General features: G+C 40.3%; 10 protein-coding genes. All 10 read left to right on the top strand.

The window, feature by feature from the left end:
• Positions 1-2: 2 nt before the first annotated feature.
• Positions 3-1,526, top strand: a complete 1,524-nt coding sequence (locus H4075_RS20020; RefSeq protein ID WP_182802587.1) for a polyamine aminopropyltransferase — start codon at positions 3-5, stop codon at positions 1,524-1,526.
• 3 nt (positions 1,527-1,529) lie between these two features.
• On the top strand, positions 1,530-3,131 hold the full coding sequence (locus tag H4075_RS20015; RefSeq protein ID WP_182802586.1) for an FAD-dependent oxidoreductase: 1,602 nt from the start codon (positions 1,530-1,532) through the stop codon (positions 3,129-3,131).
• Positions 3,121-4,215, top strand: coding sequence for a hypothetical protein (locus H4075_RS20010; protein ID WP_182802585.1), 1,095 nt, complete (start codon positions 3,121-3,123; stop codon positions 4,213-4,215). Before H4075_RS20015 ends, H4075_RS20010 begins: the two co-directional genes overlap by 11 nt.
• Before the next feature lie 15 nt (positions 4,216-4,230).
• The gene (locus H4075_RS20005; protein ID WP_182802584.1) at positions 4,231-4,797 is read left to right on the top strand and encodes a hypothetical protein; all 567 of its coding nucleotides are present in this window, start codon (positions 4,231-4,233) and stop codon (positions 4,795-4,797) included.
• A 62-nt stretch (positions 4,798-4,859) separates the two neighbouring features.
• Positions 4,860-6,164, top strand: coding sequence for an SWIM zinc finger family protein (locus H4075_RS20000; RefSeq protein ID WP_182802583.1), 1,305 nt, complete (start codon positions 4,860-4,862; stop codon positions 6,162-6,164).
• An 18-nt stretch (positions 6,165-6,182) separates the two neighbouring features.
• A complete protein-coding gene (locus H4075_RS19995; RefSeq protein WP_182802582.1) occupies positions 6,183-7,673 on the top strand; it encodes a DUF5691 domain-containing protein in 1,491 nt (496 codons plus the stop codon).
• Positions 7,674-7,683: 10 nt separating this feature from the next.
• Positions 7,684-8,766: an ATP-binding protein gene (locus tag H4075_RS19990; protein WP_182802581.1), complete on the top strand. Its 1,083-nt coding sequence runs from the start codon at positions 7,684-7,686 to the stop codon at positions 8,764-8,766.
• Between the two features lie 22 nt (positions 8,767-8,788).
• Complete coding sequence (locus H4075_RS19985; protein ID WP_182802580.1) at positions 8,789-11,065, top strand: DUF5682 family protein; 2,277 nt, start codon at positions 8,789-8,791, stop codon at positions 11,063-11,065.
• A 19-nt stretch (positions 11,066-11,084) separates the two neighbouring features.
• Positions 11,085-12,224, top strand: coding sequence for a VWA domain-containing protein (locus H4075_RS19980; protein WP_182802579.1), 1,140 nt, complete (start codon positions 11,085-11,087; stop codon positions 12,222-12,224).
• A 271-nt stretch (positions 12,225-12,495) separates the two neighbouring features.
• Positions 12,496-13,599 (top strand): hypothetical protein, encoded by a 1,104-nt coding sequence (locus tag H4075_RS19975; RefSeq protein ID WP_182802578.1) that lies wholly within the window; start codon positions 12,496-12,498, stop codon positions 13,597-13,599.
• Positions 13,600-13,612 lie beyond the last annotated feature (13 nt).

Genomic DNA, 13,612 nt, shown 5'->3' with positions numbered 1-13,612 from the left:
AAATGCAGGAACGTGAACGCAAAGCGCAGTGGATCCTGTTGCTGGCCGTATTGGTCATTGCTACCTGCGGTTTAATTTATGAACTGGTTGCCGGTACACTGGCCAGTTATTTACTGGGCGATAGTGTAATGCAGTTCAGTACCATCATTGGTGTGTACCTGTTCTCCATGGGCATTGGCTCTTTTTTATCAAAATATATTTCAGGCAACCTGCTTCATTGGTTTGTGCGTATTGAACTGTTAGTGGGATTGATCGGTGGCTTCAGTTCTGCAATTCTGTTCCTTGTATTTCCGTTAGCAGCTTCTTTTCAGGTTGTATTATATAGCCTTGTTGGTATTACCGGTATTTTAGTGGGTTTAGAAATACCCTTATTAATGCGCATTCTCGAACATCGGGTAGCGTTTAAAGAATTAGTTAGCCGGGTATTCACCTTCGATTATATTGGTGCATTACTGGCATCACTAATCTTCCCTTTGTTATTAGTACCTCAGTTGGGTTTGATCCGCACATCCTTGTTTTTTGGTATTCTCAATATTGCAGTGGGGCTTTACCTGCTGTATTTTTTTGCAGAGGAATTAAAGAAAGCATCGCTGTTACGCATTACCGCTGTGATATTGTTGCTGCTGGAGCTGGTTGCTTTTGTAATGAGTGAACAGATCTTGAAGTACAGCGAAACAATGGCATTCAACGATCAGATCGTGTATGCAAAATCATCGCCTTACCAACGGATTGTGCTTACACGTAATAAGCGTGAACTGCGTTTGTTCTTAAACGGTAACCTTCAATTCAGCTCGGCCGATGAATACCGTTACCACGAAGCTTTAGTGCATCCTGCATTATCATCTGTTCATCAACCAAAACAAATTCTGGTATTAGGTGGTGGCGATGGGCTGGCCGTTCGTGAATTATTAAAATATCCTTCAATTGAAAAAATTACGCTGGTTGATCTTGATCCTGAAATGACAAAGCTTTTTCGTTCGCAGAGTGTATTGTTGAAACTGAATCAAAAATCTTTATTAAATAGTAAAGTAACGGTCATCAACAGCGATGCATTTATCTGGTTACGTAATAATAAGCAGGAGTTTGATGCAGTGATCATCGACTTTCCTGATCCTTCTGCTTTTTCTATAGGCAAATTATACAGTACATTATTTTATACAAAGCTCCAGTCAGCCGTTAAGGAAAATGGAATTGTTGTCATCCAGAGTACATCACCCTACGTGGCACCCAAAAGTTTTTGGTGTATCGATGAAACTCTTCGTTCTGTTGGTTTCTTTACCAGACCTTATCATAATTATGTGCCATCGTTTGGGGAGTGGGGCTATATCATTGCCACACCGAATGAGAAAACCGGTTGGTTTCATTCTTTACCCAAAGGATTAAAGTTTATCGATTCAATAACGGTGCAGCAAATGTTTATTTTCCCGGAAGACATGCGTACCAAAGAAAAACTGCAACCCAATAAATTAAATAACCAGGCATTGGTACATTATTTCGAAGAGGAATGGAGTAAATACCTGGACTAACGAATGAACCGCAGAGATTTTATACAAGTGGGTGTTGCTGCAACAGGTATAGCTGCAGTGGTAAGTTCATGTAATCGTAAAACAAAAATTAAAGGCTCCATACTTGGTGCTTCTTCATCTGTTGGTCATTTGTTGCGTGATAAGAAGTTTGCAGCACCATCCTCAACCGAACAAAAACAAGTGGTGATTATTGGGGCTGGTGTAAGTGGGTTATCGGCAGCAAGACACCTGCAACAACAAGGTATTAATGACATTATCATTTTAGAATTAGAAAAGCATATAGGTGGTAATGCAGCTAATGGTTCTAATTCCATTTCGGCTTTTCCATTTGGGGCACATTATGTTCCTATTCCGAATAATGACTTGAAAGAATACATAGATTTTTTAAAAACTGCAGATGTTATTACAGACTTCAATGCAGATAACTTACCTGTTTATAACGATGCGTATTTATGTTTTGATCCGGAAGAACGTTTATACATTAATGGCAGATGGCAGGAAGGATTAATTCCGCAATACGGCGTTCCTACAAAGGAGTTGAAACAGATTGAACGTTTTCTTGCACAGATGAAGGAGTTTCGCATGGCGAAAGGAAACGATGGAAAAGATGCATTTGCTATACCTGTTAATCAGTCAAGCATTGATGCTGTTTATACAAAGCTCGATACGCTTACTATGAAAGAATGGTTACTGCTGAATAATTATACCAGCGAGTATTTACATTGGTATGTGAACTATTGTACAAGAGATGATTTTGGCACACCACATCATCTCTGCAGCGCATGGGCAGGCATTCATTATTTCGCAGGACGAAAAGGGAAAGCAGCGAACGCCGATTACAGCGATGTGCTTACCTGGCCCGAAGGCAATGGATTCCTTATTCAACAATTAAGTAAAGACGTGTATGATTTTGTGCGTACAGAATCGTTGGTAACTAAAGTGGAGAAAGCAGGAAAGAATGTAATCATCCACTATTACGATGTAAAGAACAAACAACTCAAAGAAATAACTACGACTCAGTGCATCATCGCCATTCCTCAATTTGTGGCAGCCCGTTTGCTGAAAGATGAACAGCGGATTGAACAAGTAAAGAGCAACTTTCGATATGCTCCCTGGATGGTGGCGAATATTGTAACCGACACTTTGGAAGAACGATCAGGCGAAACCTTAAGTTGGGATAATGTTATTTATGGCAGCGCATCACTAGGCTATGTAAACGCAACACATCAACTTTTACAGCAGAATATACCTGTAAAAAACCTTACCTACTATTTGCCTCTTACGAGTACGCAAACGGTAGAAGACCGAAAAAAAGCACATGAGAAAACGCATGATGAATGGTCAACGCAAATCATTCAAGATTTAAAAATTGTTCATCCCGATATTGAAAAGAAAGCAAAAGAAATTAATATCACTTTGTGGGGGCATGCAATGGTTCAACCTGTTCCCGGAATTATACATGGCCTCTTGCGAAAAGAACTGGCTTCGTCAATTGATGATTGTATTCATTTTGCCCATACCGATAATGCGGGCATCAGTATTTTTGAAGAAGGCTTTTACCAGGGATTGGAAGCCGCTAGAAAAGTAATGCAGTATGTGGCATAGTAAAACCTTTTTTAAACAACAACCATGGATTGGCCGACCGATGGTTGACATCCTGTTCATCTTACTTCCTCCTTTTGCAAGTTTGTTACTGGTATTCTTATTCCCGTCCGTATTTCAAAATAAGGAGGGCGTTACCGATGCGGGCTGGGTAGTGTTGGTATTATTGATTGATGTGGCACATGTGTACAGCACTCTTTACCGAACTTATTTCGATCCGCAGGCATTCAGCAAACAACGTTCAATTCTTATTGCCATTCCTTTTATTGGTTTTGTAATTGCAGTGATGGCCTATTCCATCAGCAGCCAGTTATTCTGGCGATTATTGGCATATACAGCGGTGTTTCATTTCATACGGCAGCAATACGGGTTTATGCGGGTGTACAGTCGTAAAGAAGCAAGTACAAAACTTTCTGTCTGGATCGATCGCATTGCTATTTACTATGCTACACTTTATCCGCTCATTTATTGGCATTTGAGTGGCCCACGAAATTTCAACTGGTTTATAGAGAATGATTTTGTGTACCTGCAATCACCATTCCTGTTGAAGTTGAGTACAGTGTTATATATTCTGGTTATTGGGTTTTACATTTTGTATGAAGGAAGAAGATGGATATTGACAAAGCAAGTCAATTTTCCAAAGCTAGCTATCGTAGCAGGCACTCTTCTTTCCTGGTATTTTGGCATTGTGTATTTCAATGGTGATATGGCTTTCACCGTATTGAATGTAGTGAGTCATGGTATTCCGTACATGGCATTAGTATGGATCTACGGGCAAAAGAATTATCTGCAACCAGGCAGAGGTTCACGTTTTCTCAAAATTGTATTCAGCAAATATGGCGTGGTTGTTTTCCTTGGCTTGTTATTTCTCTTTGCTTATTTCGAAGAAGGAATATGGGATGCTTTTGTGTGGAAAGAACATGCCGCTGTTTTTGGTATCAGTAAAATGCGTTTGCCTGAGCTGAATGATACTCTGTTAAGTTTTGTTGTTCCGCTGCTTGCACTTCCGCAGATTACGCATTATATCCTCGATGGCTTTATCTGGAAAATAAAAAAGGACGAGTTTAAATGGAACAATGAAGGTTAACCCAATTGATGAGTAATGAAAAATGATAAATTTAGAAAGGATGTATTTATTGCTCGGCTGCTTAAGCGCAGATGGCTCTATCTAATATCGGCATTTATTGTTTTTTTATACCAGCTAACAAACAGCAAAGTTCTAAATTTCCCCCGATTTTTGTCGCTGGGTTGCTTGATGTTTTCATTTTTGGTTATTATAGTCTTCATATATATCCGTTACAGAAAATATAAAGAATACTATTTACGTAAGTTTCGGGATAAATTTTATGTCTTGGGATTTGTTGTAGGCATTATCTTTTTTTCAGGTCTTTTTCAATTTGCGTTACGAGTACCAATTAATCTTCTTATTGCACAAAGCGCAACTTCTTCTGATTCCGAGTATTATGACTGCAGAATAAAGAGCGTCAATACGATTGGCTATGACAAAATCTCGTTTATTTTCCTGGATAAAAGATATTCAAAGTACTATTCTGTAGCTGGATATGATTTGCAGCAACTAAAAAGTTCATATGTTATAAAACTTGAAGTAAAAAAATCAATCTTAGATAGCTATTTTATTGAAAGCTTTGAATTGACTACTCGTAAATAATCCTGCAATCTTGTTGGGTTGTTTTTAGTTTGTCGATATATTTAAACCTCAAATTTTTCCTCTTGCAATTCACCGAAGAACAAATATTTAATCTTGCCCCCGATGAGTCTTCCAAAAAATCAGGAAAGGATTTAGCGAACCCATCCAAATGGGTAAGCAAAGGCGCTAACGAACAGGCATTGTGGGGCGAGTGTCAGGGAAGTGGCAGTAAGCCCTATCAAACACAAATCGATCTGCAGAATATTGCCTTCAAATGTTCCTGCCCCAGCAGAAAATTTCCTTGCAAACATGGATTAGGATTGTTGCTGTACAATGCCCGTCAGCCAAATGATTTCAGCACTTCAACAATGCCTGCATGGGTAGAAGACTGGATCAGTAAACGTGTTGAGAAGAAAGAGAAACAAGTAGAGAAAGAAGAGAAACCTGTTGATGAAGCGGCAAGAGCAAAACGCACACAGGCACGTGAGCTGAAAGTAACTGATGGTATTGATGAATTACAATTGTGGTTGAAGGATATTGTACGGAACGGCATCTTAACCATGCCCGACAAGGGATCGCTTTGGTTTGAAAATATGGCAAAGCGAATGGTGGATGCGCAGGCGCCAGGCTTGGCAGGCATGGTGCGTTCATTAGGAGAGATCAACTTTTATGCAGAAGGCTGGCAGAGTAAGTTCATGGATCAGTTAGCTGTCATCTATCTTGCCACGAAAGCATTTCAGAATACAGCATCCCTGGATGAAACCTTGCAGCAAGACATCCGCACATGGATCGGCTTTACACAAAACCAGGAAGAGTTAAAAGAACAAACAGGTGTAACCGATACATGGCTTGTATTAGCAAAACAAACTTCAGAAGTAGATAATATTACCACCGAACGTTATTGGTTATATGGCACTGCATCGAAACAATATGCATTGATCTTACAGTTCATCGTTCGTGGACAAGGAGGTCAATTAACGTTCACACCGGGAATATTTGTACAGGCAGAGTTGGTATTCTTTCCTTCTGTTTCTCCTTTACGAGCAATTGTAAAACGACAGATTGCTTCAACCATGAAAGCAAGTTTCAGCGGTTATCAAAACTGGGATGAAGTGTTGGCTGCAGAAACAACATTAAACAGTCAGTTGCCTGTAAGAGGGGAACGACCTTATCTCATCAGCAAATTAAAACCCGTACAATACAATCAGCAATGGTGGTTGCAGGATGCAGAACAGAAAATGATGTTGTTGAAAAACGAACAACGTTACATCTGGAAGCTGTTAGCGATCAGCGGAGGCGAAGCATTAGACATGGCGTTGATCGGACGGGAAGATCAATACGAAGCAGTTGGTGTTTGGCTGCACGATGAATATAAACTACTACAATAAGCGATACAGCATTGAATAATGGAAGCATGGAATAAGATTATACACACGGCAATGATGGGCACCGATAAAAAAATGATCGGTGTGGAAGAGCTTGTGCCAACACTTGCCGGAGCAGCCGCTGTTATTACAGAAAATACAACGATTGATAAGGAAGAGAAGTTTCTGCAACTGGCATCACTCACGTATAACTATCGTCAATGCGCTGTGCTGCCATTGAAAAAGGAAACCGTTGGCATTGAACAGGCACCTGCTGAAGAAAAACAATACTGCAGTCCTGCAGCCATGCAGGTGTTAAAGGATATCCTGTTTGAAGAAAGTCAATCGTTGTTACAGTTATGGTTAACAGCCTGTGCAAAGGCAAACAGGTTGGTATCGCCAGAAATGATTCCCTCTTTATTTGCAATCGGCAAACAATATAAACAACTACGAGCCGCCATCGCACCTTGTACAGGTAAACGTGGCGAATGGTTATGCCAGTTTAATCCGGAGTGGAATTTTTCTGTATCGCAATCACAGGAAGAACTTTGGAATACAGGTACAACAGATCAACGCAAAGCTGTACTTACTGAATTACGCTCTGTTGATCCTGCTGCTGCAAGAGTTTTACTTGAACAAACATGGGCACAGGAAGATGCAGCAACAAAAGTTGCTTTTTTAGAAATACTGTCAATCAATGTCAGCAATGATGATCTTTTGTTTCTTGAATCACTACAAAACGAAAAGAGTAAGAAAGTAAAAGAAGAAGCACTGAAATTATTAAAGCAGATTCCCGGCTCTGGATTAGTGCAACAATACATGAATGTGTTACAAAAAGCTGTGACCCTAAAAACAGAAAAGGCATTGTTGGGCATGATGAGTAAGACCTCACTTTCGTTTCAGGTGCCTGCAGATATTGATCCCGAAATATTCAAATCGGGAATTGAAAAGCTGAGCAGTAACAGTAAAGAGTTTAGCGACGATGAGTTTATCATTTATCAACTCATACAGTTTGTGCCACCAACATTTTGGGAGCAGCAGTTAGGTAAATCGCCCCAACAGATCATCGAGTTGTTTGAGAAAGATACCACGGGTAAAAAAATGATCACGGCATTAGTTCTGGCTACGTTGCAATTCAAACAGCATCAATGGGCAGTGTTTATGATGCAGTATTGCAGTACGTTTTATATTGATCTGATCCCGATGTTGCCGGCACAGCAACAGGAATATTATTCAAACCGTTCATTTGCCGATCATGCAGATGCCATTATTCGTTATGCTGTTGAATTCAAGAGGGAATGGAGTATTGAAATGACAAAAAAGATTTTAACGCACGCTGCAAATAATCCTTATCATTATACACGATCATTCTTTAGTCAACATATTGAACGCATCCCTTCTGCTATTGAAAAAGAACTGGGTTTGATTATACCTGCAGAAGAATACCAACAGAACAGCTGGAATAAAACGAAAGAGTATTTAGTGAAACTGCTCAACTTAAAAAATCAAATCATAACAAACTTTACCGCTTAAATACATCATTATGGCAACCATCTTACGTCAACATGCAGAAGAATTATACGCATTGGAACTGGAAGAGTTACGGAAACAAGATCAGGATAAACGACCTGCTAACTGGCATCTGTCTCCACAATCGGCAGTTACTTACCTCATCGGCGGTAAACTGAAAAATGGTTTTGAAGTAACACCGAAGTATATCGGTAACAAGCGACTGATGGAAATTGCCGTAGCTACATTAACAACCGATCGTGCATTGTTATTATATGGTTTGCCCGGTACTGCCAAGAGTTGGGTGAGTGAACATTTAGCGGCTGCTATCAGTGGCGATTCAACATTAATTGTACAAGGAACAGCAGGTACAGGTGAAGAAGCGATTCGTTATGGCTGGAACTATGCACGGTTATTGGCAGAAGGTCCAACTGAAAAAGCATTGGTGGAAACACCGGTGATGCGTGCAATGAAAGATGGTAAGATTGTACGTATTGAAGAGTTGACACGTATTGGTGCTGATGTGCAGGATGCATTGATCACAATTCTTTCAGAAAAATCATTACCTATTCCTGAGTTAAATACAGAAGTACAGGCAGTAAGAGGTTTTAATGTAATTGCAACTGCCAACAACAGAGATAAAGGTGTAAACGAATTGAGCAGTGCATTAAAAAGACGTTTTAATACGGTGATCCTTCCTGTGCCTGATTCAATGGATGAAGAAATTGATATTGTAAAACGCAGGGTTGAAAGTTTTGAAAAAATTATGGAGTTGCCTGCAGAGCCACCTGCGTTGCAGGAGATCCGTCGCATTGTCACCATCTTTCGTGAATTGAGAAGTGGTGTTACCATGGATGGTAAGACAAAAATTAAAATGCCCAGTGGTACCCTCAGTACAGCAGAAGCTATTTCTGTTGTGAATAACGGATTAGCAATGGCTGCTTACTTTGGAGATGGACAATTAAAAGCAAATGATCTGGCTGCAGGTATTATTGGTGCTGTGGTAAAAGATCCGGTACAGGATAAAATTGTATGGCAGGAATATTTAGAAACGGTGGTAAAGCCGAGAGATGAATGGAAAGATATTTACAGGGCTTGTCGAGATCTTGGCATCTAATCAATAATCAGCAGCTCATTCAATGGCAATACATATTCTTGGTATACGACATCATGGTCCGGGTTCTGCCAGAAACGTAAAAGAGTTTTTGGAGAAAACAAAACCGGATATTGTTTTGGTGGAAGGTCCGCCAGATGCTGATCCTGTTTTGCAATGGGTATCGCACAGCGATTTAAAACCACCGGTGGCCATTCTTTGTTTTCAACCCGATAATACCAAACATTCTTCCTTTTATCCGTTTGCAGAATTTTCACCTGAGTGGCAAGCCATTCTCTATGCACGAAAGAATAATATTCATGTCCGCTTCATGGATCTGCCTGCTGCACACCAGTTTGCACTTGATGCAGAAGAGGAAAAGAAAGCAGCAGAACAACAGGCAGCGTCGGATGAAAAGGATGAAGGAGATACCATTGATACAATCAACAATTACAGCATCAGCAATAATGAAGCTGAACCCATAGTGATCATAAGGAAAGATCCTGTTTCTTATTTAGCAGAAGCGGCAGGTTATGATGATGGAGAGAAATGGTGGGAGCATATGTTTGAGCATCGTCATCAAAACGAAGAAGTGTTTGATGCAGTAAACGAAGCCATGCAGGTATTGCGTGATGAAGTTCCTTCGAAGGATGACCGCACAGAAAGTTTACGTGAAGCATATATGCGTAAAACAATCCGACAGGCAGAAAAAGAAATGTTTCAAAACATTGCCGTTATCTGTGGCGCATGGCATGCACCTGCTTTGCTCAACATGCCCAAACAAAAAGAAGATAATGATCTGCTGAAAGGATTGCCGAAAGTAAAAGTAGAATGTACATGGGTACCGTGGACATATAACCGCTTAAGTATGTACAGTGGTTATGGTGCCGGTATTGCCTCACCGGGTTGGTATGATCATATCTGGCATTATCCATACGATGATGGAACAAGATGGATGGCAAAAGTAGCCAAGCTCTTTCGTTCAAAACAAATGGATACTTCTGTTGCACATGTAATGGAAGCAGTAAGATTGTCCGAATCTTTAGCTGCTTTGCGTAATCTACCCAAAGCAGGATTGGAAGAATTGAATGAAGCAACACTCAGTGTTATTTGTAATGGTGAAGTGATCCGTATGTCACTTGTACATGATGAATTAATTGTAAGCGATAAGATCGGTGAAGTACCGGTTGATATTCCCAAACCTCCTCTTCAAACAGATATTGAAAAACAACAAAAGCGATTACGTTTACCATCCACTGCCGATTGGAAAGATTATACACTCGACTTACGGAAAGAAAACGATCTCGAACGAAGTGTGTTATTGCATCGACTGCAGTTACTCGGCATACATTGGGGACAACGAAGTGATGTAGCAGGCAAGGGAACCTTTAAAGAACAATGGCGCCTGCAATGGCAACCGGAGTTATCGATCCAGATCATTGAAAAAGGAAACTGGGGTAATACGGTTGAAGAAGCAACATCAAAATACATTGTTTCAAAAACAGGGGAATCACAATCACTCAATGAGGTATGTGGTTTATTGGAACGCACACTGCCTGCTGAACTTCCGCTTGCTATTGAGCAACTCATTACACAAATCAACAATCTTGCGGCAACAGGTACGGATGTGATTCAGTTTATGGCTGTGATACCCGGGCTGGTAAATGTTACACGTTATGGTAACGTACGCAAAACAGATGCAGAACTGGTAACAGGTATTGTTGAGAGTATGATCACCCGCACCTGCATCAGTTTACCTGCAGCAAGTACAGGTATTGCAGATGATGCTGCACTGGATTTACTGCCTTTGTTTGTGAGCATGAACGAATCTGTTCAGTTGTTACAGCACAAAGAAATTGAAGAAGAGTGGCAACAAACATTGCAAGCCATTTCAGCCAACAAAAACAGTTCACCTGTATTGGCCGGTTACTGCACACGCTTGTTACACGATCATCAATTGTTACAGGGTGATGAGTTGGTGAAAGTATTTTACTATTCCATGTCGCAATCAACAGCAGCTGCAGTTGCTGCTTCCTGGCTCGAAGGTTTTTTAAAAGGAAGCGGCACCATTTTATTATTGGATGAGGATCTCTGGAGTGTAGTAAACAGTTGGGTGGAGAAATTGGAAGACGAAGTATTTATTGAAGTGCTGCCACTGTTACGCAGAACCTTTGCTGAATTCTCCAAACCCGAACGCAGGAAGTTAGGTGAGAAAGTAAAAACAGGTGGCACAGGTATTATCACAAAACAAGTGCAAACAGGTATTGATGAAGAACGTGCAGCAAAAGGAATACCGATTGTATTGAAACTATTGGGCTATTAATGAAACAAAACAATTACCAATGGCAAACGAGCAACTGATACGTAAATGGCGGATGATCCTCGGTGGAGAACAGAGCGATGGAACAGGTTTCACGTTGCAGGGCAATGATCTGCAGATGGACAAAACACTCGGTGCTTTGTACGATACAGATCGCAAAGGCGGGCTGGGTCCTTCATCGCCCAACGTCAGCCGTTGGTTAGGTGATATCAGAACCTTCTTCCCCAACACGGTTGTACAGGTGATGCAAAGAGATGCATTGCAACGATTGGAGCTCACGCAAATGCTGTTTGAAAAAGAGATGCTGGAAAATGTAGAACCCGATGTGCATCTTGTAGCAACACTCATGACCTTAAGCCATGTGATACCCGATAAAACAAAAGACACAGCACGCATGGTGGTGCGTAAAGTAGTAGATGAGTTGATGAAGAAGCTGGCGCAACCTACGCAACAGGCTGTTGTTGGAAGTTTAAACAGAAGTACAAGAAACAGAAGACCTAAACATAACGAGATCAACTGGCATGCCACCATTCAGAAAAATCTGAAACATTATCAACCCGAGTATAAAACCATTATTCCCGAAACAAGAATCGGTTATGGCCGTAAGCGTACATCGTTAAAAGATGTGGTGCTTTGTTTGGACCAGAGTGGTTCCATGGGCACCTCGGTTGTGTACTCCGGTATTTTTGGATCGGTGATGGCTTCTATCCCTGCCATCAAAACAAAGATGGTTGTGTTTGATACAGCGGTTGCTGATCTTACAGAAGAACTTACTGATCCGGTTGAATTATTATTTGGTGTGCAGTTAGGTGGCGGAACAGATATTGATGCAGCGCTCACTTATTGCCAGCAAATTATTACACGTCCTACTGATACTGTGTTGGTCTTGATCACCGATTTGTATGAAGGTGGTGATGTGGCCGGTATGCGCAAACGTGCAACAGAGCTTGCAGCAGCAGGTGTGCAGGTAGTTGTATTGTTAGCATTGAATGATGAAGGCGCACCCTCTTACGATCATGAGAATGCCAACTTCCTGGCAACACTCGGCATTCCTGTGTTTGCCTGTACACCCGATAAATTTCCAGATCTGATGGCAGCAGCATTAAGCAAACAGGATATTGGTATCTGGGCAGCGAAAGAAGATCTTGTATTAAAGAAATAATAAGCTATGAACACATTTACGGTTGAAGAGATAGAGAAGGCACTTATTGATTAATAATGTATTGCTTATCGGAAATGAAACATTTGCTAGGGTTTATTTATGTGCCCGAAATAATTTTGTATCAAGCACTTTGAATTTAAGAAATAATTTGTAGATTAGATTTAGTCGATTACTTTGGATAATACTACCAAGATTTGATATAGCTACAAACTCAATCTCCTTTCTGAAACACCTTTATTACCCAATTTTTACACTTGTAAAGCGTTTGCAAATGAAGATTTACTCTATTGGCAAATCCAGTCTTTTATTGTCGATAACAAAGAAAGTACTTATTGTTTCGACTCTGCAATTTTTTATTAATCAGACTGGTGCTCAAACCCCACAATTTGCTGTTGTACGGCCAGATGGTCAAACATTTATAAGATCGTCGTGGGATTCGGCATATTCAGTTGCACAGGATGGCGATTTTTTATATTTGCCAGGTGGAACATTTAGCGCTCCTGTAATAAAAAAACGTTTGTTCATTTTTGGTGCGGGTATTCATCCTGATTCGTCAGTTGCAACGGGCAGAACTCAAATTTCAAACAGCTTTATTTTGGATAACGGCGCACAAGGAGGGAGTATTGAGGGGGTAAATATTGTTTCTGGAAATATTGCATTTTCATACAATCCCAATGAAGTTGGTTTCGAAAACTACTCAATTAAGAGGTGCAGGGTTGGAGGCGATATCCATTTAAATTTTTCAGTTACTGCGCCTTTTGAAAGTTATCCAAAACGAATTCTTGTGAAGGATTGCATCATTTCAGGCAATATAATTTTAGCTCGTGAAGCAACAGAGAACCTTTTCTTAAATAATGTCATTCGTAGTAGTGTTACAGGCAACCCAACTTCTTGCGCATTTAAAAACAACATATTTTTAAATACAAATTCTGGTTCGTTTAATTATCTTTTTCCTGGTACAGTAACGAATTGCAACTTTGAGAATAATATTTTTTTCACTTTAAGTATCGGCAGTGTTTGTAATAATTCATTTACGAACAATGTTCGAATTGGACTTAGTTCTCCTTTTCAAAACTGCGCAGCAACACAAGGTTCTGAAACGAATACAATGTTTGCAGGAAGTGCCTCTGAAGTATTTGAATCGTATACTGCATCACCTTTTGATCCCTTTAAAGATAATTATCGGCTAAAATCTTCTAGCCCCGGTAAAAACTCTGGTACAGATGGAACAGATGCTGGAATCTATGGGACTTCTAGTCCAACAAGTGCTGGATGGGTACCTTCAAACCCTCATATCTATTTTAAGAAAATCGCTCCACAAACAGATAGCTTAGGTAATCTGAATATTCAAATTAAAGTCAGGACCAATAATTAGGTAAACTAAATAT

Origin of the sequence: Lacibacter sediminis (assembly GCF_014168535.1) — a bacterium.
Taxonomy (GTDB): Bacteria; Bacteroidota; Bacteroidia; order Chitinophagales; family Chitinophagaceae; genus Lacibacter; species Lacibacter sediminis.
The sequence above is the reverse complement of the archived record's forward strand: the minus strand, read 5'-3'. Positions and strand labels throughout refer to the sequence as shown.